This window comes from Pantoea sp. V106_11, assembly GCF_029967885.1.
Taxonomy (GTDB): domain Bacteria; phylum Pseudomonadota; class Gammaproteobacteria; order Enterobacterales; family Enterobacteriaceae; genus Pantoea; species Pantoea ananatis.
In genome coordinates this window covers 34,843-54,635 of sequence record NZ_JASCAK010000001.1, presented here as the reverse complement: position 1 = coordinate 54,635, position 19,793 = coordinate 34,843, and the positions used below count along the sequence as shown (strand labels likewise).

Annotated in this window: 22 protein-coding genes and 1 tRNA gene; 7 read left to right on the top strand and 16 right to left on the bottom strand. The window is 51.8% G+C overall.

The window, feature by feature from the left end:
- Positions 1–190: 190 nt before the first annotated feature.
- On the bottom strand, positions 191–1,129 hold the full coding sequence (gene yafC, locus QLG08_RS00285) for a DNA-binding transcriptional regulator YafC (RefSeq protein WP_014592977.1): 939 nt from the start codon (positions 1,127–1,129) through the stop codon (positions 191–193).
- A 284-nt stretch (positions 1,130–1,413) separates the two neighbouring features.
- Between yafC and QLG08_RS00280 the strand changes: the two genes are divergently transcribed.
- On the top strand, positions 1,414–2,205 hold the full coding sequence (locus QLG08_RS00280) for an endonuclease/exonuclease/phosphatase family protein (protein ID WP_110286389.1): 792 nt from the start codon (positions 1,414–1,416) through the stop codon (positions 2,203–2,205).
- Between the two features lie 117 nt (positions 2,206–2,322).
- Here the strand turns inward: QLG08_RS00280 and mltD are convergent, their stop codons facing one another.
- On the bottom strand, positions 2,323–3,699 hold the full coding sequence (gene mltD, locus QLG08_RS00275) for a murein transglycosylase D (protein WP_282472765.1): 1,377 nt from the start codon (positions 3,697–3,699) through the stop codon (positions 2,323–2,325).
- Positions 3,700–3,770: 71 nt separating this feature from the next.
- Positions 3,771–4,526: a hydroxyacylglutathione hydrolase gene (gloB, locus tag QLG08_RS00270; RefSeq protein ID WP_110286390.1), complete on the bottom strand. Its 756-nt coding sequence runs from the start codon at positions 4,524–4,526 to the stop codon at positions 3,771–3,773.
- Between the two features lie 42 nt (positions 4,527–4,568).
- Between gloB and QLG08_RS00265 the strand changes: the two genes are divergently transcribed.
- Positions 4,569–5,303 (top strand): class I SAM-dependent methyltransferase, encoded by a 735-nt coding sequence (locus tag QLG08_RS00265; RefSeq protein WP_013024720.1) that lies wholly within the window; start codon positions 4,569–4,571, stop codon positions 5,301–5,303.
- Here QLG08_RS00265 and rnhA read toward each other — a convergent pair.
- Complete coding sequence (gene rnhA / locus QLG08_RS00260; RefSeq protein ID WP_014606540.1) at positions 5,288–5,755, bottom strand: ribonuclease HI; 468 nt, start codon at positions 5,753–5,755, stop codon at positions 5,288–5,290. The genes QLG08_RS00265 and rnhA overlap by 16 nt on opposite strands.
- A gap of 53 nt (positions 5,756–5,808) precedes the next feature.
- On the opposite strand from rnhA, the gene dnaQ reads away from it, so the two are divergent.
- Together dnaQ and QLG08_RS00250 are read left to right on the top strand one after the other, a co-directional pair.
- Positions 5,809–6,540: a DNA polymerase III subunit epsilon gene (gene dnaQ / locus QLG08_RS00255; protein WP_110286391.1), complete on the top strand. Its 732-nt coding sequence runs from the start codon at positions 5,809–5,811 to the stop codon at positions 6,538–6,540.
- Positions 6,541–6,674: 134 nt separating this feature from the next.
- Positions 6,675–6,751: transfer RNA gene (locus QLG08_RS00250), tRNA-Asp, on the top strand.
- Between the two features lie 153 nt (positions 6,752–6,904).
- On the opposite strand, the gene QLG08_RS00245 is transcribed toward QLG08_RS00250, so the two are convergent.
- From QLG08_RS00245 to QLG08_RS00205, 9 genes are all read right to left on the bottom strand, one after another.
- Positions 6,905–7,573 (bottom strand): transaldolase family protein, encoded by a 669-nt coding sequence (locus tag QLG08_RS00245; RefSeq protein WP_013024723.1) that lies wholly within the window; start codon positions 7,571–7,573, stop codon positions 6,905–6,907.
- 46 nt (positions 7,574–7,619) lie between these two features.
- Positions 7,620–8,579 carry a KpsF/GutQ family sugar-phosphate isomerase gene (locus QLG08_RS00240; protein ID WP_019106319.1) on the bottom strand — a complete coding sequence of 320 codons (960 nt, stop codon included), beginning with the start codon at positions 8,577–8,579 and terminating at the stop codon, positions 7,620–7,622.
- Complete coding sequence (locus QLG08_RS00235; RefSeq protein WP_014606536.1) at positions 8,569–9,345, bottom strand: DNA-binding transcriptional repressor; 777 nt, start codon at positions 9,343–9,345, stop codon at positions 8,569–8,571. Before QLG08_RS00235 ends, QLG08_RS00240 begins: the two co-directional genes overlap by 11 nt.
- Before the next feature lie 79 nt (positions 9,346–9,424).
- Positions 9,425–9,790, bottom strand: coding sequence for a transcriptional regulator GutM (locus QLG08_RS00230; protein WP_042676324.1), 366 nt, complete (start codon positions 9,788–9,790; stop codon positions 9,425–9,427).
- Between the two features lie 54 nt (positions 9,791–9,844).
- Complete coding sequence (srlD, locus tag QLG08_RS00225) at positions 9,845–10,624, bottom strand: sorbitol-6-phosphate dehydrogenase (protein WP_014606534.1); 780 nt, start codon at positions 10,622–10,624, stop codon at positions 9,845–9,847.
- A gap of 9 nt (positions 10,625–10,633) precedes the next feature.
- Positions 10,634–10,993, bottom strand: coding sequence for a PTS glucitol/sorbitol transporter subunit IIA (locus tag QLG08_RS00220; RefSeq protein ID WP_014606533.1), 360 nt, complete (start codon positions 10,991–10,993; stop codon positions 10,634–10,636).
- 24 nt (positions 10,994–11,017) lie between these two features.
- Positions 11,018–12,034 carry a PTS glucitol/sorbitol transporter subunit IIB gene (locus QLG08_RS00215; protein WP_207806391.1) on the bottom strand — a complete coding sequence of 339 codons (1,017 nt, stop codon included), beginning with the start codon at positions 12,032–12,034 and terminating at the stop codon, positions 11,018–11,020.
- 17 nt (positions 12,035–12,051) lie between these two features.
- Positions 12,052–12,600, bottom strand: coding sequence for a PTS glucitol/sorbitol transporter subunit IIC (locus tag QLG08_RS00210; protein WP_013024730.1), 549 nt, complete (start codon positions 12,598–12,600; stop codon positions 12,052–12,054).
- 498 nt (positions 12,601–13,098) lie between these two features.
- Positions 13,099–14,598: an NCS1 family nucleobase:cation symporter-1 gene (locus tag QLG08_RS00205; RefSeq protein WP_014606530.1), complete on the bottom strand. Its 1,500-nt coding sequence runs from the start codon at positions 14,596–14,598 to the stop codon at positions 13,099–13,101.
- 142 nt (positions 14,599–14,740) lie between these two features.
- On the opposite strand from QLG08_RS00205, the gene QLG08_RS00200 reads away from it, so the two are divergent.
- From QLG08_RS00200 to puuE, 3 genes are read left to right on the top strand one after another with little or no spacing between them, the layout of a single operon-like run.
- On the top strand, positions 14,741–15,463 hold the full coding sequence (locus QLG08_RS00200) for a GntR family transcriptional regulator (protein ID WP_014592984.1): 723 nt from the start codon (positions 14,741–14,743) through the stop codon (positions 15,461–15,463).
- Entirely contained in the window at positions 15,460–16,191 is a 732-nt protein-coding gene (hpxA, locus tag QLG08_RS00195) for an allantoin racemase (RefSeq protein WP_013024733.1), read from the top strand. The genes QLG08_RS00200 and hpxA overlap by 4 nt, the downstream gene beginning before the upstream one ends.
- Before the next feature lie 34 nt (positions 16,192–16,225).
- Positions 16,226–17,185, top strand: coding sequence for an allantoinase PuuE (gene puuE / locus QLG08_RS00190; protein ID WP_014606528.1), 960 nt, complete (start codon positions 16,226–16,228; stop codon positions 17,183–17,185).
- 94 nt (positions 17,186–17,279) lie between these two features.
- On the opposite strand, the gene QLG08_RS00185 is transcribed toward puuE, so the two are convergent.
- Genes QLG08_RS00185 through QLG08_RS00175 form a run of 3 tightly spaced genes read right to left on the bottom strand, consistent with a single transcriptional unit; the run spans position 17,280 to position 19,766 of the window.
- Positions 17,280–18,011 (bottom strand): class II aldolase and adducin N-terminal domain-containing protein, encoded by a 732-nt coding sequence (locus QLG08_RS00185; protein ID WP_014592986.1) that lies wholly within the window; start codon positions 18,009–18,011, stop codon positions 17,280–17,282.
- Between the two features lie 43 nt (positions 18,012–18,054).
- Positions 18,055–18,870 carry an ABC transporter substrate-binding protein gene (locus tag QLG08_RS00180; RefSeq protein WP_282472764.1) on the bottom strand — a complete coding sequence of 272 codons (816 nt, stop codon included), beginning with the start codon at positions 18,868–18,870 and terminating at the stop codon, positions 18,055–18,057.
- A 23-nt stretch (positions 18,871–18,893) separates the two neighbouring features.
- Positions 18,894–19,766: a phytanoyl-CoA dioxygenase family protein gene (locus tag QLG08_RS00175; protein WP_282472763.1), complete on the bottom strand. Its 873-nt coding sequence runs from the start codon at positions 19,764–19,766 to the stop codon at positions 18,894–18,896.
- Positions 19,767–19,793 lie beyond the last annotated feature (27 nt).

Below are 19,793 nucleotides of genomic sequence, written 5' to 3'. Positions count from 1 at the left end.
GAGCGGTAGTTCAGTTGGTTAGAATACCTGCCTGTCACGCAGGGGGTCGCGGGTTCGAGCCCCGTCCGTTCCGCCACTTAATTGGAAAGCCCTGACTTAACGGTCAGGGCTTTTTCCATTTCTGAGCCAAAATAATTGCCATTACTCCTCCACACGGCAACGTCTCACAGGCTGTAGCGAGCACAGCCCTTCAGGGCTTTATAGAGAGGTGTTGCTGCAAATCGTTTTGCACATGCCAGGGCTGTCTGACCACCCACTCACTGAGAAAATCAATAAAGGCACGCACGCGCTGGGTTACGCCGAGATCGCTGTAATACACGGCGTTAAAGGGCATCTCAACCGGCAAACGCTGATCGGCCATGATCTCCACCAGGCTGCCTTCTTCAATTTCTTTATGCACCATGTAATCTGACAGACAGGCGATACCATTCCCTTCCAGGCAAAGCTGCTTGATGGTCTCTCCGCTATTTGAATCGAGCTCAGAACGAATGCCATAAAGTTCGCCGCCTTCACAGGCCACAGGCCAACGATTAAGGCGCGGTGCATCAATAAAACCAAGACACTGATGATTATCCAGATCGGCCGCCCGCAAAGGTATACCGTGTTTTTTCAAATAGTCGGGAGAGGCAATGAGACGGCGATAGCTAATAAAAAGCAGTCGCGCTCTGAGGCCAGAATCCGTCAGGCTGCCTGCCCGAATTGCCACATCGACTTTTCGCTCAATCAGGTTGATAAAGTTTTCAGAAGAAATCAGCGAAAGCGCGATGTCCGGATAGCGTTCCCGAAAGGACTTTATCATCGGCATGATGAGATGCAATATGACTGGCGTAGCTGCGTCTATCCGCAACAGCCCTTTGGGCACATCACGGCTTTCCATCAACTCGTTTTCCGCCGCGGTCATCACCTGAAGAAAATGTTGGACCTGCTGAAAATAACGTTCGCCTTCCTGCGTTAATGCAAGATTGCGGGTCGTTCGCGTAAGTAAGGCCAGCCCCAGCTTAGTTTCCAGCTTCTTAATCGTACGGCTTACGGCAGAGTTGGCCATCTCTAACGTCTCGGCAGCCCGGCTGAAGCTTCCACTTTCAACCACGCTCACAAATACTTTCAGTTCTTCAGACGATGCCTTCATGGTGTCTCTTCACGCCAAATAGCCTGTAGGCCGATAGAACTGTTATTAAAGCACAGCACTGACCTGGCCCCTTGGCGCGAAAGGCTTTTTCCCGATAAGACAGATGATAAATTATGCCGCGCTTGAGCAGACCGGCCCACAAGACAGCGTATCAATACAGCCCGTTATGATTAAAATAAACAGAGTGGGTTTGGAACAATCGGCAGCATCCATTGAAACCGCGTACTAAAATCCCTATAACAGATAAGTCATACGACTTTTTGAACGATTAGCCAGGCGGGAAAGTGCGCAAAAAAACCTACGCGATGAGATATGTAGCCGGACAGCCAGCGGAGAGGATCTTTCCCCCGGGTGCAACGTTTCATCTCGGCCAGGCGCTGCCTCCCGGCGCGCCGCTCCCCGCTCACCCCAATCTTAAAGTGCTGGTATGGAATATCTTTAAACAGCAGCGTGCCGACTGGATGTCCGTACTGGAAGGCTTTGGTAAAGATGCGCATCTGGTTCTGCTCCAGGAAGCGCAAACCACGCCAGAGCTTATCCGGTTTGCGACCAGCAACTATCTGGCGGCCGATCAGGTTCCGGCATTCGTGTTGCCTCAGCATCCCTCTGGCGTGATGACACTGGCTTCCGCTCACCCAGTCTACTGTTGCCCTTTGCGCGAGCGAGAGCCGCTTCTGAGGCTCTCTAAATCGGCTTTAGTCACGGCCTATCCGTTACCCACGGGTGAAACGCTTATGGTAGTCAACATTCATGCCGTAAACTTTAGTCTGGGCGTGGATGTCTACAGTAAACAACTTGGGCCTATTGGCGAACAGATCGTTCACCACCGTGGTCCGGTTATCATGGCTGGCGATTTCAATGCGTGGAGTCGTCAACGGATTAACGCGCTTTACCGGTTTGCTCATCAGATGCAGCTGGAAGAGGTGATGTTCACCGCGGATCATCGACGTAAAGCCTTTGGCCGGCCGTTAGATTTCGTCTTCTATCGCGACATGCACGTTAGTGAGGCGTCAGTGCTGGTGACGCGCGCATCCGATCATAATCCCTTACTGGTCGAATTTAACGCCAGTCGGTGAGGAGAATCGCGGAGAGACGTTCTGTCAGGAGGAGAGGGCGAAACGCCGGGAGATCATGCAAAGTGCAGAAGAATCGAATAAGAAAAAAGGCTGACATTTGTCAGCCTTTTCAACGTATCAGGTATCTGGCGTTGCGTTATTCTTAACAAACAACGTTAGCTCATCGCCAGGCTGAATATCTTTTGCATTACTCACAACACTGTTCCAGCGCATCACGTCTTTAATATTCACGCCGTGACGACGGGCGATACTGTCAAGAGAATCACCCTTACGAACACGATAGGTGATGCTGTTGCCATTATCCGCCAGGCTCGTGCCGCTCGATCCGACGGTCAGTATCTGGCCCGGACGAATGCTGGCACTGCGCAGGTTATTTTGCTGCTTCAGTGTTGCAACGCTGACGCCTAACTTATTGGCAATGCCCGACAGGGTATCGCCGCTTCGCACTTTGTAGCCACCATCATTACTGGCCTTCGCCAGTTGGGTGGGCTGCACTGCAGAGATATCACCGGAAGCCAGTGAATCCCGCAACTGTGCGACGTTAGCTTTCGGCACCATAATGTAGTGTGGCCCATTAGGTGCTGTCGCACCGCCTTTATACCCGGTATTGAAGCTCTTCAACTTAGTGAGCGACATACCGGCCATTTCAGCGGCTTGCGTCAGTTTTATCTGCTGACCCACTTCAACACGTGCCAGTGCACGGTTTTCGTTAGGCGTCGGCAGTTTGATACCGTAACGCTTGTTGTTCTTAAGCAACTCGCTCAAGGCCAACATTTTTGGAACATAAACCGTCGTTTCACGTGGAAGCGAAAGATGCCAGAAGTCGGTAGGCTTACCGCGTGCCTTGTTCTGCTTAATCGCTTTGAGCACGCGTCCTTCGCCACTGTTGTAAGCCGCAACTGTCAGAAGCCAGTCACCACCGAACATGGTATTTAGACGCTGCATCATATCCAGCGCTACTTTGGTTGAAGCGACAACATCGCGACGACCATCGTAGTAACGGTTTTGTTTTAAACCATAGTTTCGACCCGTACTGCCAACAATCTGCCAGATGCCAGCGGCATTTGCAGATGACGTTGCGTGAGGATCAAAAGCGCTCTCCACTATGGGTAGCAGTACTAGTTCCATCGGCATCTTACGTTTCTTAATCTGCTCGACTATCCAGTACATGTACGGCTCTGCCCGTAATGTTACATCGTGGAGATAGCTCTTATTTTTTAAAAACTTTAATTTCTGTTCGCGGATCCGGGGGTTTTCCGGAATCCCCATCTTCAACTCGTCACTAATGAAACTCCAGAGATCACTATCTTCTGCGAGGCCAGTTCCATCTTCCTGCCATCGCGGCGATAAAAGTCGATCACCGTACTTTCCATTTTCACTTTGACCAGCTGAAGACAGACTCTGTGCATGCTGTTCGGGGATATTGGCGTCATTCCGTGATGCCTCACATCCTACCAGCAAGACCGAGGCGAGTAATATCGCTTTAGCCTTCATGTGTGTGTCAATAGTTCGCTTAAAAGACGAGCAACTATACGTGACGGTCCTTCACAACACAACCTGAAAAATCAAAAACGGTCTTTCTTCTCGCGTAGAACGGCAAATGTCTTCCATACAGGCTCTACCTCTGAATCAACGCTCAAAGCATGTTGTAAATCAGGATCTTGCGTTCTGAGAAATAAATTTATCACACGCTCGTGAGCCAGTTTTGTAGGTAAAGTAATGCGATTTTCGGCCCGTAAGTCCTTAATTTTATGGTATTCAGCCGTTATTTGCGGATCGTGGGGTAAAATTGCAGCAGCAAACTTCAGATTGGATAAAGTGTATTCATGTGCACAGCACACCAGGGTATCCTCTGGGAGTTGGTTAAGCTTCTGAAAAGACTCAAACATTTGCTCTGGCGTACCTTCAAATAATCTACCGCAGCCTCCCGAAAACAGAGTGTCACCGCAGAAAAGATAAGGCGAACTGTAATATGAGATATGTCCTAAAGTGTGTCCCGGCGTAGCGATAACCTCGAAAGACAGACCCAGAACGTTAAATTTATCCCCTTCGCTGACCCGAACGGTTGCACCTTTGTCCGCTGTTTCTTGCGGACCATAAACGGCAATGTCAGGAAAATGTTCGCAGAGGGTTTTAACACCGCCTGTGTGGTCATTATGATGATGGGTTAACAAAATCGCTTCAGGCTGCCAGCCGTTAGCTTTGATCTTCTCCAGTACCGGCAGAGCTTCACCGGGATCGACAATAAGGCATTTTCCGTTGTCATCTGTTAACGTCCAGATGTAGTTATCTTGTAATGCAGGAATACTGGTAAGATTCATAGATACCTCTCGCTGGCCGTATAAAAAGGAAAATGGTAAAGCATGAAGCCCGCTAAAACACGCCAAATCCTGAACGCGCCACGCTCATGGCACGATATGCCCTGGGGCGTCTATTTCCGCGATGCGCTTACACAGCAGCTTCAGCCTTACCTGGGAAAGCTGTACGGCTTTCATATGCTTAAGCTTGGCAACCTCAGCGCAGAAATCAATACGGAAAATTGTGCAATCTCACATCAGGTCAGTGTAGGCACTGAAGGGGAACAGCTACAGGTGCTGGCAAATCCGGCACAGCTGCCGTTTGAATCGAAGTCTGTTGATGCCTGTTTACTGGCCCACACGTTATCCTGGAGTCAGGATCCGCACCGGATATTGCGCGAGGTTGATCGCGTTCTGATCGATGACGGTTGGATGATCATCAGTGGCTTTAATCCGTTCAGTCTGCTGGGGATCAGTAAGATGGTGCCGGGCATCCAGCGTAAAGCGCCCTGGAGCAGTCGGATGTTTAGTCAGATGCGATTACTGGACTGGCTGGGCTTGCTGAATTACGAAGTGGTTTATCGCACGCGTTTCCAGGTGCTGCCCTGGCATCGGCAGGGGGGGAAAATGATCAGCGCCCATCTTCCCGCGTTAGGTTGCCTGAACATTGTTGTGGCGCGTAAACGAAGTTTTCCCCTTACGCCCACCAAGGCGCGGATGAGCCTGAGCAAAAGACAATTGCCCCAGACGGTCAACGCGACGCGCCAGTTCCGACACGTCAAAGATCAGGATTCTGGCTGATAGCCAATATCATCAAAGGCCGGGTTGTTCGCTGCGCTGCGCGCCAGTTCATCACAACGTTCGTTTTCGGGATGGCCGGCATGACCTTTAACCCATTCCCACTGAATCTGGTGTGTGCTGAGCGCGGTATCCAGCCGTTGCCACAAATCGACGTTCTTAACCGGCTTCTTCTCAGCCGTTTTCCAGCCACGCTTTTTCCAGTTGTGTATCCATTGTGTAATACCCTGGCGCACATACTGACTGTCGGTACTTAACACCACATCGCAGGGTTGCGTCAGGGCTTCAAGTGACACGATGGCCGCCATTAACTCCATGCGATTATTGGTCGTCAGGCGATAACCCGCACTGAAGGTTTTTTCATGCTGCCCGTAACGCAAAATTGCGCCATAACCACCGGGGCCCGGGTTGCCGAGACAAGATCCATCGGTGAAAATCTCTACCTGTTTACGCATCTCTGGTAGACTTCCTTCTGACAAAACGCCAAGTCTGACATAAAACGAGGCCTATGAGCACTGCAAATAACCGTCAAATTGTTCTCGATACTGAAACCACCGGTATGAATATGATCGGGGTACATTATGAAGGTCACCGCATCATTGAGATTGGTGCCGTCGAAGTCATTAACCGCCGCCTGACGGGCAATAACTTCCATATGTATCTCAAGCCCGACAGGCTGGTGGATCCTGAAGCGTTTGGCGTTCACGGTATCGCCGATGAATTCCTGCTGGATAAGCCGACCTTCAGCGATATTGCCGATGAGTTTCTCGATTACATCCGCGGTGCGGAGTTGGTGATTCATAACGCGTCGTTTGATATCGGCTTTATGGATTACGAATTCGGTAAACTGCAGCGCGGTATCGAGAAAACCGAAACCTTCTGCAAGATTACCGACAGCCTGGCAATGGCGCGCCGCATGTTTCCCGGCAAGCGCAACAGCCTTGATGCGCTGTGCTCACGTTACGAAATAGATAACAGCAAGCGTACGCTGCACGGCGCACTGCTGGATGCCGAGATACTGGCCGAAGTTTTCTTAACGATGACCGGCGGGCAAACTTCGCTGTCGTTCTCATCGGAAGAGGAACGAGCACGTCAGCAGCAGAGCGAAGGTATTCAGCGTATTGCTCGCCCCAACTCGGGATTGCGTGTGGTTACCGCCAGCGATGAGGAAGTTAACCAGCATGAGTCCCGGTTAGACCTGATTATGAAGAAGGGCGGCAGCTGTCTGTGGCGCGCCTGAGTCGCAAAGATTTGTGTGTAAAATCAACATTGGGGCGAAAATAGCAGCAAACAGAATGTTGCACGGGGAAAAGCGTTGACGCGTACTCTTGTTGTGATTAATATGCGCCTCGTTCCCGACGGGGAACAAAGCGCGGAGCGGTAGTTCAGTTGGTTAGAATACCTGCCTGTCACGCAGGGGGTCGCGGGTTCGAGCCCCGTCCGTTCCGCCAAATTTCGACGCCATGCTGGTTATCAGCATGGCGTTTTTGCTTTTCTAGCGTCGAAAACTCCGAAACAATTTCCTTTCATTCAGGCAACCAAAGTATTAATGCTGCCAAATAAAAACGTTGTCTCACGCCAGCACGATTAACATCTTCGCACCACTAAATCATTAACTGCAAACGGTTAAACGCCCGATTCCAGTCATGACTGAAATCATCAATGGCATGCTTTGCCAGAGGGGAGTTAAACATTTCGCACATCACATCGACAGGTAAGGTGACAGCCGCCGCGCCAGAGAGCAGGCAGTCCGCTACCTGCGTCGTGTTTTTAAAGCTGGCTGCTAATATCTTGCACTCCATCTTATGCAGTTGAATAAATTGCTGCATATCTGAAACGGCCTGCTTTGCATTGATATTATTATTTTCCATACGGTTAAAATAGGGCGCAATATAATCAGCGCCAGCAAAGGCCGCCAACATCGCCTGTGAGGTAGAGTAAATCGCCGTGCCTAAAGTAGGAATGTTACGTTGTTTCAACTGGGTAATCGCGGCGAGTCCGGCCCGGTCGACGGGGATTTTCACGACCATATTGGCGCACAGCTCATGGAGGTACTGCGCCTCGCGAATAATCGTTGGTGTATCCTTTGCCAGAACCTGAGCAAAGATAAGCTTCTCGTTCCCTAAAATCGTGCGTAGCTCGCTGATTAACTTCGTCAGTTCGACGCCAGATTTGGCGACGAGCGAAGGGTTGGTGGTCACGCCATTAACGGGTAAAACGTTGACCAGATCGTGAATAGCTAACGTATCTGCACTATCGATATACAATTCCATATTCCCTCCCAGGTGGCTGATAGATTAAAAACGGGCTAAATAAATGTTATTTATGCAAATCATAGAGATTGATGGCTCCAACTAACTGACCCTGTTGATTGACGACTGGCGCCGCGCTAATGCGTCGGTCATATAATTTCTGCGTAGCGGCCGCAACGCTAAGGTGTTCGGCCAGTTTGTAGCCGGGGCGCGTCAGGAGAGGATCAAGCCGATCGTCCAGCTTTTTACCGGCTAACAGCGCGCGGCGCAGATCGCCGTCAGTAAAAATACCCTCGATAGCGTTGTCGTCATCACAGGCAATCACAATCCCCATACCGGTACGGGTCAGTTCTTCCATGGCATCTAACACGGAGGCGTTTTTATTTACGCGAGGAATGCGTTCGCCTTTTCGCATACATTGCGCAACCGAATTAAGCAGGCCTGCGCCCAGGCTGCCTCCGGGATGGGAGCGGGCAAATTGCTCCTCATTAAAATTACGTGAACGCATCAGCGCCATTGCCAAAGCGTCACCCAATAACAGGGTATTCACGGCGCTCGACGTGGGCGCAAGCCCCATCGGGCAGGCTTCCCGATTAACAGCAAGATGCAGTACGTGGTTGGCCTGCTGGGCCAGAAAGGAGTGGGCGACATTAGTGATCGCAATAATGGGAACGTTGAGCGCCTTAAGGGCAGGAACAATAATCTGTAATTCAGCCGCGCTGCCGGAATTCGAGATAAAAATAAACACGTCCTGCGAAGTGATCATGCCCAGATCGCCATGCAAGGCCTCAGCAGGATGCACAAAAAAAGCGGGAGTGCCGGTACTGGCCAGCGAAGCGGCGATTTTTTTTCCAATATGGCCAGATTTACCGATGCCAGAAACAATCGTTTTGCCCTGACATTGCAGAATTAATTCACACGCATTGATAAACGCGTCATCTAAGCTGTAAAACAGATTCTGAGCCTCGGCAATTTCAAGCGACAGCGCCTCTCTGGCATACTCGAGCAGCACCTCATTATTCTTCATCCTCCCCTCCTGCGACAATGACGTTGATTTTTTTGTCCACGAGTCGCTGAAGGTAATGAGGCGTAATACCGGCATCCGTGATAATGGTATCCACTTTATCCAGACTACACACCACATTTGGGCTTTTACGACCAAACTTGGATGAATCAGCAAGAACAATAATCCTGTCAGCCGCCGCGCACATCGACGTGCTGACGGCATGAACTTCGTTAAAGGTGGTGATCCCCATATCCAAATCAATACCATCGGCGCCAATAAATAACTTATCGAAGTTAAAAGAGCGGAAGGCTGACTCGGCAAGTCCGCCATGAAATGAGGCGGACTTTTTTCGTAACGTTCCGCCGGGCATTAAAATGGTCTGATCGCCATCTAATTCCATTAACGCATTCACAATGTGCAGGCTGTTTGTCATGACGGTAATGTTATTGAAGGGTTTGAGATGCCTGACCATTTGAAGCACGGTGCTGCCGGTATCCAGGATTAGCGAATCACCATCGTTAACCAGCTGTATGGCCGATTCAGCAATGTGCCTTTTTCTGTCACTGTTGATATGCGTTTTATGGTCGATAGGTTGATCGCCTTCTTCATGGCTCAGAATGACGCCACCGTGAATACGAATCACCTCGCTGCGCTTTTCCATTTCGGTCAGATCTTTGCGAATCGTCGTGCCTGTTGCTTTGAAATAGTCGATCAGATCGCCAATGGTGGTTTTGCCATTTTTTTGGAGATAGGCAAGGATAGCTTCCTGTCTTTGTTGCGGTTTCATCAGTAACGCCTTATCTGAAAGGGGTTTTGTCAAAATTAAAGCAGCGCTAAAATTTTCATCCTGCTTTCAATTTAACACATCACTCTTTCATTGATATGGCGGAAAGTAAGGCTTTTTGACACGTTTCACGTTCGGGAAAAATTTTTTTCGCATCGATATCATCAAGATAACAGTCGGTTAACAAAGGCAAGGCATGTGGACGCGCAAAAACGGTGAAGCCTTTCATAATGACAGCCGCCAGGATTCGTCCTTCGGGATTGACCGCGACTGCGATAATTACGCGGGGTTTAACGTTGAAGCGGTTTGAAGCCGATCGCCCGATGCCAACCCGACCTTGCTGAAATAACCCCTCCAGCATATGGTTAAAGCGTTGTAACTGATACCAGCCAAACAACGAATGTGCCAGCCACGCCAACAGTGCTACAGCAATTATCCCGCTACTCATCTTCGTCTCCTGAGCAAGGCCAACATACCAGGCCAGCGATATTGAAGGGGGCAATCAGAACATCACCTGGCCGCCCGTGATATTGATAGACTGCCCGGTGCAATATGAGGCCTTGTCACTTGCATAAAACAACAAGACGTTCAGCACATCCTGGTATTCACAACCGCGCTTGAGTGGCACTTTTGCAATATAGCTGGCTTCAACTTCCTCGGGCGAGATGCCCAGTTTTTTTGCATACTGAGGAAGCAGAGACTGAAACATCGGCGATTTAAGCAAATTACCCAGCATCAGCGAATGTACTCTGATGCCATAATCCGCTAAATCGAGGGCCAGTGACTGTGTTAATCCCACGCCGCCAAATTTAGCCGCGCTGTAGCCCGAATTATGTTTACTGCCTGTTTTGCCCGACTTCGAATTGATCTGAATAATGCGGCCCGGAATATTATCGCGAATCATCAGTCGGGAAAATTCACGTGCACAGAGAAAATACCCAACCAGATTGACCTGCAAAGATATTTCAAAATCTTTTAAGGCGAAATCAGTGACAAAGGACGCTTTTGCCATGCCGGCACTGTAAATCATCACATTGACCTGTTTAAAGACCTTATCGATATTGCCAGCAAGCGCAATAACACTCGCCTCATCTGTTGCATCAACCTCAAAACCCACGGCCCGATCGGCGCCATATTCGGCGTTAATTTCTGAGGCGACCTTTCGGGCGTTTTCCCCTTTCAAATCCGCGACGGCAACGCGGTAACCTGCTTCGGCCAGCCCTTTTGCCAGAAATGCCCCTAGCGTTTGCCCACCACCGATAACCACAGCAACTTCAGACATAACTCGCTCCTATGCAAAGAGTTTTACGGATGTTTCCGTCGTAATTCTGTCGGGCGCTTTTCCACTAACATGGATTGAACCAGGCAGTTGCGCGGTTGGCTGCCCGTCGAAAACAACGGTGATATGGCCCAGTTCGCGCAAGTTTTCGATCGCGACCTCACCGATGGCCGTCACGGCATAACACCGTTCTCCCAGCTGCAGGGTTGAACCCGTGACAGGATGCCCCGTCAGCGTGCCATGCTGGTGGATAAAGCAATAATCCTGAATATCGGCGGGTGCGCCTTCCCGAAATAAAATCATCATGTTTTCAAGCAGCGCATCGTGGGCGTTTATGCCCACTTTGATTATTTCGGTTTCAAAGTGCGTCATGACTTTTCTCCAGAAGGGGGGCGTTTAGTGATAAATAAAGGCAGAGACTGCCCAGGCAATCAGCACGGTAGGGGCACCGGTCAGGAAGCGGCCGACCAGAACGGAAGGAACCCCCACGCGCACGGTGTCCTGTTTCGCCTCCGCCAGCGATAAACCCACAGGAATAAAATCTGCAGCGGCTTGTGCATTGATGGCAAACAGGGCTGGCAGGGCAAGATGGGGCGGAATATGACCCAGCCCGATTTGAACGCCAATGAGTACACCAATAACCTGGGCTATCACGGCGCCCGGCCCCAAGAACGGCGACAGGAGCGGAAAGGAACAGATTAAGGCCAGCGTGATTAAGCCAAGCGGATTGGTGGCGAGTGGCGTCAGCCCGTGGGCAATCATGTCGCCCAAACCTGAGGCCATGATGATGCCAATGATGGCCGCCACGAATGCCATAAAAGGGAGGATGGTCTTGAGTACGGTATCAATGGTATCCCGCCCGGCCTGGAAAAATTCGGCAACGACGGTCCCCATTCCTGTGCCAATTTTTGCCAGTAAACCGTCGCTTTGCTCGGTAATTTTTTTACTCGAGTCATAATCTTTCCCCGCGCCAGCGCCACGGGGCGCGGGGGCAGCACGTTTTTCGTCATGGGTGTGAATGACGTCTTTACTGCCGTGATCCTCGCTATTGAAGATGCTGATATTCTCAGGCTTAACGCCAGAGACATAAATGTCTTCCAGGATATATTGTGCCAGCGGTCCGGACTTTCCTGTCGCATGGATATTCACGGTGGGGATACCGCGTTTGGGATAAAGACCACAACGCAGCGTGCCACCACAATCGATGATGGCCAGACCAATTTCATCGGCTGGCGGTTCCCCTTGTTTGAAACCATCTACAGCTTCCCAATGGGTGATTTCACTGATCCTGTCCACGATTGACGGTCGGGCGCCGGCGGTGATGTAAACAATTTTTTTCCCGGGTGTTATATCAAGTTGTAAAGGGCCGCCCCAACCGCTGTTTCCTTTTTCGATACGGATTTGTGTCGTCATTTTATTTTCCGCCTTTATTAGAGCTGAACGTTTTTATCGAGTTTGATGCCCATCTTTTTTTCAAACAGGCTGGTGGTGAGATCGGTAATCCAGCCGCGAAAAAAGTTAGTAAAAAGCCCAACCAGAAAATAGCTGACAGCAAGAGGGCCCAGGGGTAAGCCCAGAGTCGTCAGGCCACTGGCAACCCCTAAATAAACGAAGAGTTCACCCGGATTCACGTGCGGAAATAACCCATTCATTGAATGGCAACTGTATGACGAGGCCGCGTAATATCCTGGCTTATATTTCTCGGGCATAAATCGCCCCAGGCTGAGTGTCATCGGGTTACAAAAAACAAAGGTGCCAATAAGCGGTAAAAGCAAATAGCGTGATACAGGATTGCCCGCACATTTCTGTGCCAGTCGTTCAATTCGATGTTGCCCTACGAATCGTATTAACGCGTTCATTACGACTAATAAACTAATTAACAAAGGTAAAATTCCTGTCACCATGCCGACAAAAACTTCACCTCCTTTCTGGAACAGTCCAATAAACCATTCCGCACCAAAGGTGATTGCATCAATCATGTGCCGCTCCTTTTAAGGTTGCCCGGATTTTCACGTTGGTTAGGTCTTAACACGCAGAAAATATAGTCGTTTAAAAGGCATAAATATTTTATATGGATCACAAATAAATCATTTAACTTTCATTTTGAATCTTTTTTATTTTGAAATGAATGTTATCGGGTGCGGGAATCCCGCGTTCTTTCGTTACCGCGACGCCGGGATACGCAGAGGGTTTAATGACTTATCTCGCTGATTTTAAATGCCTTGTCACTGCAAATTTCTAGCAGGTCAAGACAGGGGGTAACGGGCACACGGCGCTTTTGCACGAAAGGGAGAGGGGCAAACAGGATGAGCGCGTATTCACACGCGAACATTATCTGGGGCGGTAAGGGCTGGCGCGCCAAACAGTCAGCAGTATTCGCCATCAAGGCGATCCGGTGTTCGGCTATTAAAAAAAACGACTCCAGTCAGAGTCGTTTATATGGTTATTGTACAGGCATACTGCGTCTGAACAGGGCGTTATTCCTTCTGCATGACCACCGTGCCGGCAGGCATAGTGAGGTCTTTCTGCTCAGTCTGCTTTTCTCGCGCCACTAACCAGTAGCAGCTTGCCGCCAGCGCCACGCCGATAAACCAGCTAAAGTTGGCCACCTGATGCAGGGAAGGGATAAAACTGATCACCAGACAGATAGCGACTGAGGGCAGCAAAGCGATAATGGCCTTCGGGTTAAATCCACCGCGATACCAGTAGCGCCCCTGCGGTGTGGCATCAAACAGATCGTCTACTGAAATACGGCCGCCCTTAATCAGATAAAAATCGGCTAACAGAATGCCAAACAGCGGGCCGATAAACGAACCCAGTACGTCGAGCGTGTAGTGAATCAGTTCAGGAGACTGAAACAGATTCCACGGTGTGAGCAGGACCGATCCGACTGCCGCAATCATGCCACCGGTGCGGAAACTGATTTTCTGCGGCGAACAGTTTGAAAAATCGAAAGCAGGCGAGACAAAGTTCGCCACGATGTTGATACCGATCGTTGCGGTGATCATGGTCAGTAAGCCAATCGCCACGGCTAAATCGCTGCCGACCATGCTGACGGTTTCAATAGGATCGGTAATCATTTTGCCAAACAGGGATTGAGTGCCCGATACAATGACAACGGTCACGATGGAGAACAGCAGAAAGTTGAACGGCAGTCCCCAGCGGTTACCCCGGCGGATCTCGCCCATGCTTTTGCCATAGCGGGAAAAGTCACCAAAGTTCAGCAGCGGGCCTGAGAAGTAAGACACCACTAATGCCGTTGCCGTAATCATCTGCCAGGTTTGTTCGCCTGCCGACAGCGACTTGCTGGCCAGCGTAAAGGAGATACCGTCGAAACCGGTTTTGTATACAATCCAGCCCGCCAGTGCCAGCATCACCACATACACTGCGGGGCCTGCGATATCGATAAAGCGCTTAATCGCACTCATGCCATGCCAGAACACCATTGCCTGCAGAACCCACATCACGCCAAAGCAGTACCAGCCCAGCTGCGATAAACCAAGCCAGTGGCTGTGGGTCAGGCTTTCAAGCGACGGGTAAAACTTCAGCAGCACCAGCATCAGCGCGTTTGCCGCCAGCCAGGTCTGAATACCGTACCAGGCAAATGCAATCAGGCCGCGGATCACCGCCGGAATATTAGCCCCGAAAACACCGAATGCCTGGCGACAAATAACCGCATAAGGCACACCGGCCATCTGGCTCGGTTTAGCGACCAGGTTGGCGCAGAGCTGAACAATGCAGATCCCCGCCAACAGGCAGAGCAGCACCTGCCAGCTCGCCAGGCCCAACGTGAAGAAGCTCGCCGCTACCACATAGCCGCCCATGCTGTGTACGTCCGACATCCAGAAAGAAAAGATGTTGTACCAGGACCAGTTTTGATGGCGCGTAGGCGCCAGGTCTTCATTACATAGCTTTGGACTGTATGCTTTCCCGGCTTCAGAGGCCGATGTGCTACTCACCGTTGAATGATTTGGCATGAAACCTGCTCCTCTCAAAGACATGAATAAAATAACCTTGTGAAATGACTTTGCAGGATCCAGGCCAAATTTGTTTTTTGTATACAAAATTTATTTTTAACGTATACGATAAGTGACGCAACGCTGTTTACCGGAGCAGGTAATGAAGAGTGAAAAGGGCCAGAGAACGGCGGCCGATCTGCATGATAAAGATGAACCTATCTATCAGGCGTTAATGAACGCCATTGTCGAACACCAACTGCCGCCCGGCAGCAAATTGCCGGAAGAGGCGCTTTCAGAGGTCTTTGGCGTCAGCCGCACGGGCATCCGTAAAGTGTTGCAGCGCCTTGCCGCGGTGCAAATGGTAACGCTTACGCCCAAACGTGGTGCACATGTTGCTACGCCCGGCGTTGATGAAGCCCGTGATATTTTTCGTACCCGCAGTTTACTCGAGTGCGCCAACCTTCCCGCTGTGCTGGAACATATGCAGCCGCCTCACCTTGCCGGGCTGGCTGCGCTGGTCGCCCAGGAAAAGGCGGCCATCGAACATCACGATGGCCCTGCGGCGATTCGTCTCTCGGCGGCATTTCATATTCAGCTGCAGGCGATTTCCGGCAATCAGGTGTTAACCGATCTTGTTACGCGCCTGGCGCAGCGATCGTCTCTGGTGATTGCCGCGTGGGGCGCGCCGTGGCAACGCGGTTGTCGCTGTGATGATCACGATCGTTTGTTACAGCTGCTACGTGAAAAGGCCTTGGTGCCGCTCACTGACTCACTGCAGCACCACTTTGAACACATTGTTTCCAGCCTGCATTTCGAACGCGGCGGCGAAACCTTGCCCGATTTCACCCGACTATTTTCGGGTCACAAAGGAGCCGTATCATGAGCCTGATTCAGGTTATTAATCCTAATACCAGCCAGGCGATGACGGAAACCATCGGTCGGGCAGCCCGCGCCGTTGCCGCGCCGGGTACGGACATCCTCGCCGTGTGCCCTTCGCAGGGCGTGCCCTCCATTGAAGGGCATTTCGATGAGGCGATTGCGGCGATAGGCGTACTGGAGCAGGTGAAACTTGGCAGAGCACAGGGCGTCAGTGGCCACGTGATTGCCTGTTTTGGCGATCCGGGACTGCTGGCGGCACGTGAACTGGCCAGCGGTCCGGTCATCGGCATCGCAGAAGCGGCCATGCATACGGCCACACTGGTGGCAACGCGTTTCTCGATCGTCACCACGTTGCCGCGCACGCTGGTCATCGCACGACATTTACTTCAGCAGTATGGCTTTACCCACCATTGTGCGGCCTTACATGCTATCGATTTACCCGTGCTGGCGCTGGAGGATGGCAGCGGGCTGGCACAGGAGAAAGTGCGCCAGCGCTGTATACAGGCAAAACGGGAAGATGGCTGTGGGGCGATTGTTTTAGGCTGCGGCGGCATGGCAACGTTGGCGGCGTCGCTCACACAGGAGCTGGAGATGCCGGTGATTGATGGCGTCAGTGCGGCGGTAAAAATGGTGGAATCGCTGGTGGCGCTGGGATTTGGCACCAGCAAACAGGGCGATTTGGCTTATCCTTTACATAAACCCCTCTCGGGTGCCTTTCAGCACCTAAACTAAGCAGATGTTCCCGTTCACCGACAGGATGCAAGTTATGACTGAAAGCCAGGATAAGAAAACCTACAGCTTCAATAAAAATTACCCGCGCGATCTAATCGGTTACGGCGCGAATCCTCCTCATGCGGCGTGGCCCAAAAAAGCGCGGGTGGCGGTGCAGTTTGTGCTCAACTACGAGGAGGGGGCCGAGAACAGCGTATTACATGGCGACACGGGTTCAGAGCAGTTCCTGTCTGACATCATTGGTGCCGCCAGCTATCCCGATCGTCACATGTCGATGGAATCGCTGTATGAATACGGTTCCCGAGCCGGTTTCTGGCGCATTCATAACGAGTTTCAGAAACGGGGATTGCCCCTCACCGTGTTCGGTGTGGCGATGGCCCTGGCGCGTCATCCGGAAATCGTAGACGCCATTAAACAGGCGAAGTACGACGTGGTCAGTCACGGCTGGCGCTGGATCCACTATCAGGGCATCGATGCTAAAACCGAGCGTCAGCACATGCAGCAGGCGGTGGATGTGTTAACGGATCTGTTTGGTCAGGCGCCGACGGGCTGGTACACCGGACGCGACAGCCCGAATACGCGTCGTCTGGTGGTCGAACAGGGCGGATTCAGTTACGACAGCGACTATTATGGCGACGATCTGCCCTTCTGGACGCAGGTTACCTGTCAGGATGGTACGGTAAAACCGCATCTGATCATTCCCTATACGCTCGAATGTAACGATATGCGCTTTGCATCGCCCCAGGGCTTTAACACCGCAGAGCAGTTCTTCACATATTTGCGCGATACGTTCGACGTGCTGTATGAAGAGGGCGAGACCGCGCCCAAAATGATGTCGGTGGGGATGCACTGCCGCCTGTTAGGGCGCCCGGGAAAATTCCGCGCGCTACAAAACTTCCTTGACCACATTCAGCAGCATAAGGATGTGTGGATCTGTACCCGGCAGCAGATTGCCGAGCACTGGATAAAAACGCATCCCGCTTCAGAAGCGTAATCGCTTCCGGGCGGCAAGCGCGTGGCGGCAAAAGGCTGTCGCCACGTGCTCTCTCTGTTGCTGTCACCTGCGTGACAGCCGTGCGTGGAAGCGCTCAGTCGCACAGGGCGGGATCGGCCTCAATCATCAACTGCTTCATCTCCTCGAAATGCCGCAGAGAGAAGTCGGGAATACCTTCCCAGTCGCGGGCCGTTTTTTCCGCAACCTCATCGCTCAGGACTTTCAAGGGTTGCCCGGTAGACCAGGCGGTGACCAAAATCTGGCAGGCGCGCTCCAGCGTCCAGATGTCATCAAAGGCCTCGCCAATGGTCTGGGCGGTAACCATGACGCCGTGATTGCCCATTAACAGACGACGCTTATCGGTCAGCAGGCTGGCCAGACGTGCGCCTTCCTCTTTCGTATCGGCCATGCCACCGTATAACGTATCTACCGCGATGCGGTTGAAGTAGCGCGCGCTGTTTTGATCGACAGGCGGAATGTGCGGCTGCGCCAGGCAGGCAACGCTGGTGGTGTAAACCGGATGCAGATGCATCACGACCCGGGTTTCTGGCAGCCGCTGATGAATTTGCCCATGAATGGACCAGGCGGTGGCATCAACATCATCCCACTCTGCACAGGATGCATCCTCAGCATTGAGCAGCAGTAAATCGCTGGCGCGAAGGCGTGAAAAGTGTTTCCACTTTGGGTTCATCAGAAACTGCTTACCATCCGGTGAGACAGCGGCACTGAAATGATTCGCTACCGCCTCATGCATGCCCAGGTGGGCAATAATGCGGAAGGCTGCCGCCAGATCGATACGCGTTTGTTCTTCGAAAGAAAGCGCCATATTACCTCCAGAAAATGAACGCGTGCCCGGCACGCGTTTGAGATTAAGGCTTAGGCATCAAGGTCTTGAGATCGTCCGCCGTCGGCGCTTCAAAATGGTATTTTTTGAGCAGTGCGGCATACTCTGGCGTTTTACTGTAGGCTTCCAGCGCCGCAACCAGGGCCTGTTTCACCTCCGTATTGTCCTTCTTCACGCCGAAACCGTTTAATACGGGATAGATGAGCGTCGGGGAAGATATCTGGATGCGGTCGCCCAGCTTCTGGACAACGCCACGCGCCACCGCGGCATCGGTGATCTGCGCTTCCACCGCATGGGAAAGCATCGCCTGAGTCGTCTGAGGATCGGTCGCATATTCGCTGATCGCGATAGGGGGCTTACCGTTTTTCACACAGTAATCGTCAGACAGTTTATGCAACTGCTGTAGCCAGGAGGTGGCGCCCATCGAGCCAATTTTATGGCCGCAGAATTCTTCAGGCGTCTTGGGTTGATAATCACTTCCCTTCAGCGACAGGATAGCCTCGCCGCTTTTCAGGTAGGGAATCATGTCGATCACTTTCATGCGATCGGCGGTGATATACATCGACGAGTTAGTGATATCGAACCGGTTACTCTGTAAACCGGTGATCAGGTTAGGAAAACGGGTATCAATATTCACGGCCTGACGGCCCATCACTTTTGCCAGGCCATCAAGAAACTCAATGTCAAAGCCGGCAGGTTTATTATCCTTCATGTATTCATACGGAAAGAAGGTCATATCCGATCCGGCGATGATTTTACCTGGTTGTAAAAAGGCTGAGGCGTTAAATGACGCCAGGACAGCGCCTGCGGCAAGCAGACTTAATACACATGTTTTCATCATTATTATCTCTCTGTTAGGCGCAATCAGACGTTGGCAAGATCTTGACCTGCCTGCTGAACAAAGAACGAGGCTCCGCGCGGTTTCTGCGGCAGGCGAAGTTCATTTGGGGTGCTGCGGACCATGCCGCTTTCGTCACCATAAACCAGCGTTCCGGCATCCGGGCTGGGCAAGGGGTTTTCACCGAAAGGCAGCGCGTCTTCCGCCGCGTACACGGCGATAAACAGCGTGCGCGGCCACTCGGTTTCATTGGGGCTGGAGGCGTGCAGCAGCCTTGTGTGCATAAAGCACACGGACCCGGAGGGACCAAAGCAGGCGCTGGGCTGCTGACACTGCTCTTTCACCACCTCAGGCTCGACGGCCCCGGTAAAACGCCCGTCCTGCCAGTGCGAATACAGTGGTCCCCGATGGCTGCCCGGCACCACGTTCAGCGGGCCATTTTCCGGCGTGACCTCACTGACCATCAGCAGCGCGGTCACGATATCGTCGTTGCTGTGCGGGGTGAACAGGAAATCCTGATGCCATTCCACTTTCGTTGCGGTATGGGGCAGCTTCGAGTTGATCTTGCTGTGATGATAGCGTGCGCCGCTGCCACCAATTAACTGCCCGGCAATCTGCGCCATTCGTGACTGCAGTGCCGCATGGCGATAGGCGGCAGAGATGTCGTTTGGTGAGCTCACGCGACGCAAAGAAGGATGGTCGGCACTGTGATCGCTCTCAATGTCGAAACGCGAACGGCCATCCTGAGTATTGCCCCAGGGGGCACTCTGGCTGCGGCTTTCCTCAACCCATTGGTCAAAATCGTGCTGCAGCGCGGCGATTTCCTCGCTTGTCAGGACATGTTCAACTACCAGAAATCCCTGCTGGTGATACTGATCTACCTGCCACTGTTCAATCATGGTCGTGCCCTCGTGTTGAATACATCG

Coding starts and splice junctions, on each gene's coding strand:
- gloB (WP_110286390.1), bottom strand. CDS start 4,526: ATGAATCTTACCAGTATTCCTGCATTACAAGATAACTACATCTGGACG.
- QLG08_RS00230 (WP_042676324.1), bottom strand. CDS start 9,790: ATGAGTAGCGGGATAATTGCTGTAGCACTGTTGGCGTGGCTGGCACAT.
- QLG08_RS00205 (WP_014606530.1), bottom strand. CDS start 14,598: ATGCCAAATCATTCAACGGTGAGTAGCACATCGGCCTCTGAAGCCGGG.
- QLG08_RS00215 (WP_207806391.1), bottom strand. CDS start 12,034: ATGACGACACAAATCCGTATCGAAAAAGGAAACAGCGGTTGGGGCGGC.
- QLG08_RS00175 (WP_282472763.1), bottom strand. CDS start 19,766: ATGATTGAACAGTGGCAGGTAGATCAGTATCACCAGCAGGGATTTCTG.
- QLG08_RS00185 (WP_014592986.1), bottom strand. CDS start 18,011: ATGGCGCTTTCTTTCGAAGAACAAACGCGTATCGATCTGGCGGCAGCC.
- QLG08_RS00180 (WP_282472764.1), bottom strand. CDS start 18,870: ATGATGAAAACATGTGTATTAAGTCTGCTTGCCGCAGGCGCTGTCCTG.
- yafC (WP_014592977.1), bottom strand. CDS start 1,129: ATGAAGGCATCGTCTGAAGAACTGAAAGTATTTGTGAGCGTGGTTGAA.
- hpxA (WP_013024733.1), top strand. CDS start 15,460: ATGAGCCTGATTCAGGTTATTAATCCTAATACCAGCCAGGCGATGACG.
- srlD (WP_014606534.1), bottom strand. CDS start 10,624: ATGTCTGAAGTTGCTGTGGTTATCGGTGGTGGGCAAACGCTAGGGGCA.
- mltD (WP_282472765.1), bottom strand. CDS start 3,699: ATGAAGGCTAAAGCGATATTACTCGCCTCGGTCTTGCTGGTAGGATGT.
- QLG08_RS00235 (WP_014606536.1), bottom strand. CDS start 9,345: ATGAAACCGCAACAAAGACAGGAAGCTATCCTTGCCTATCTCCAAAAA.
- rnhA (WP_014606540.1), bottom strand. CDS start 5,755: ATGCGTAAACAGGTAGAGATTTTCACCGATGGATCTTGTCTCGGCAAC.
- QLG08_RS00210 (WP_013024730.1), bottom strand. CDS start 12,600: ATGATTGATGCAATCACCTTTGGTGCGGAATGGTTTATTGGACTGTTC.
- QLG08_RS00220 (WP_014606533.1), bottom strand. CDS start 10,993: ATGACGCACTTTGAAACCGAAATAATCAAAGTGGGCATAAACGCCCAC.
- puuE (WP_014606528.1), top strand. CDS start 16,226: ATGACTGAAAGCCAGGATAAGAAAACCTACAGCTTCAATAAAAATTAC.
- QLG08_RS00265 (WP_013024720.1), top strand. CDS start 4,569: ATGAAGCCCGCTAAAACACGCCAAATCCTGAACGCGCCACGCTCATGG.
- dnaQ (WP_110286391.1), top strand. CDS start 5,809: ATGAGCACTGCAAATAACCGTCAAATTGTTCTCGATACTGAAACCACC.
- QLG08_RS00240 (WP_019106319.1), bottom strand. CDS start 8,579: ATGAAGAATAATGAGGTGCTGCTCGAGTATGCCAGAGAGGCGCTGTCG.
- QLG08_RS00200 (WP_014592984.1), top strand. CDS start 14,741: ATGAAGAGTGAAAAGGGCCAGAGAACGGCGGCCGATCTGCATGATAAA.
- QLG08_RS00245 (WP_013024723.1), bottom strand. CDS start 7,573: ATGGAATTGTATATCGATAGTGCAGATACGTTAGCTATTCACGATCTG.